The organism is Methylobacterium ajmalii (genome assembly GCF_016613415.1).
In the GTDB taxonomy this organism is placed as follows: Bacteria; Pseudomonadota; Alphaproteobacteria; order Rhizobiales; family Beijerinckiaceae; genus Methylobacterium; species Methylobacterium ajmalii.
Genome location: NZ_JACWCT010000169.1, coordinates 3429 through 3651, shown reverse-complemented (window position 1 = coordinate 3651; position 223 = coordinate 3429). Strand labels below are relative to the sequence as shown.

The 223-nt window shown below is 61.0% G+C and carries 1 protein-coding gene; it reads right to left on the bottom strand.

Annotated elements, in window-relative coordinates:
- A partial coding sequence (locus tag HPY23_RS34285; protein ID WP_200649720.1) for a hypothetical protein occupies positions 1 to 223 on the bottom strand: 223 nt, incomplete at both ends.

The window sequence follows — 223 nt, the reverse complement described above, 5'->3', positions numbered from 1 at the left end:
CAGCGTGTTGCCGTCTCCGCCCGAGGCGTCAATGCCAACCGCAGCACCGCCCGCCGCCCCGCCCCCAGCATAGCCATAAAGGATGTTGTCTCGGGCGATGTTGTCGCTCGCGTAGTAAGTCGTCGCACCGTCTACGTAAGTGCCAAGATAGATGCCGCGCCAGTCTTGGTTTGATCCGGTCCATTTGTAGAGCAGGTTGCTCGCAATGAAGCCCTGCTGCGCT